The 1,451-nt window shown below is 61.8% G+C and carries 1 protein-coding gene; it reads right to left on the bottom strand.

What is annotated here, in order from left to right; genetic code table 11:
* Positions 1 to 1,411: IS66 family transposase (gene tnpC / locus BN874_RS04700; protein ID WP_081756143.1), on the bottom strand; the 1,411-nt coding region annotated here is incomplete at its 3' end.
* Between the last annotated feature and the right edge of the window lie 40 nt (positions 1,412 to 1,451).

The raw sequence follows: 1,451 nt of genomic DNA, 5'->3' as shown, positions 1-1,451 counted from the left end.
CCTCAAACGCCAGCCGAAGGGTATCGAACGGATTGATGCCGTTCAGTTTGTTGGTTTCCCAAACCGAACGCAGGATGCAGAAGGCCGTGGAGCCCCCCAAGGCGCGGAAGCCGCCGATCACCTTCAACTTGACCTTGACCGGGCGCACCATCCGTTCCGCTCGATTGTTGTCGAACGGAACCCGCCAATCGGTGAGAAACCGCCAGACTTGGGTTTTGTAATCCCGGAGCCGAAGTAGCAGGTTGGTGGCCTCGTGCTGCTTGACGCGGCCTTTGCGTCCCGGTTCCGGCGGGCGCACCGGGTAGGCCGCCAAGCCGTTCTTCACCTGCTGGTCATAGCGAGCCAGCAAATCCGCCACGTACCCTGATTCCAGAGTGGTTTGGCCAGCAGCGCGGGCGGCGGCGACCGCCTCTTGGCCTTCCACGAGAAGGCGGCGGAGAGCGAAGGGCCAGAAATGCCCGGTCAACTCTTGGCAATAGCGCAACTCCCGCAGGTGATGGGCGTTGCAGAGCGAATGGGTGCAGTGGGTGTACGACCAGTACGATTTCCAGTGGTCATGCACCGCGTTGCCTTGGAAGTGCGGCAAGAGGCCGGCGGCATCCATCGCCTCCTGACCCCGCTTGGGGTGGACCGTGTAATACACCGCCGTTTCAGTGGCCGCTACATGGAGCCCGTTCAGCTTGCCGCCGATTCGCATCCCGCTTTCGTCGAAGTGCGCCACCTCAGCGTCCACGATCGATTGCCGGTTTGCGGCATGATCGTCGGCCAGCAACTGCCCCGCCTTAATGATCCAGTTCTGTACCGCGCCATCGGACGGTTGAACCCCATATTGATCCGCGATGATTGCGCACGTTCGCTCCAAGGCAACGAAATGGCCTTCGACCAAACCCACCGCATAGGCTTTCAGGCGGGGGCCAAAGCTGACGTTCGGGGTAACCCCGGCGGGAAATTCCCCACCGTGCTCACATCCGCACGCCGGGCACTCCACCCACATCTGCCGAAACTCGGTCACCACCGTCTGGGGTTCAGGTATCTCGATCTGCTGCCGACGCTCACCCGCCCTCACCGGCAATCCGTCCAATCCGGCGCCGCACGAGCAGAAGCCGCTGGGACGTAATTCCCGGACTTCATCGGGATCATCAACCATTTCCCGGGTGGCGCCGCGATGGCCGGGTTGACCGCCCAAGGGCTTCTCGCCCGGTTGGCGCGGCTTCGCCGGCCCCTTCTTTATTCCATCCGCAGACGGAGGCTGGCTCGAATTCCGGCTCGTTTTTTCCACCTTGCCTTCAACTTCGCGCAGCCGTTGTTCATACCGCGCCAGCACGTCGAATAACCCCAGAATCAGCGCATCCTTCTCGGCATGGCTCATGCTATCCAATTCGGCTGGGGTGGGGCGGGTCAACTCGGGCATAGTGTCAGAATAGTGGATGTCGGGGAGGGTAGGTAGTTAC

Origin of the sequence: Candidatus Contendobacter odensis Run_B_J11, assembly GCF_000531125.1 — a bacterium.
Lineage (GTDB): Bacteria > Pseudomonadota > Gammaproteobacteria > Competibacterales > Competibacteraceae > Contendibacter > Contendibacter odensensis.
This window is presented reverse-complemented; position numbering and strand designations above follow the sequence as displayed.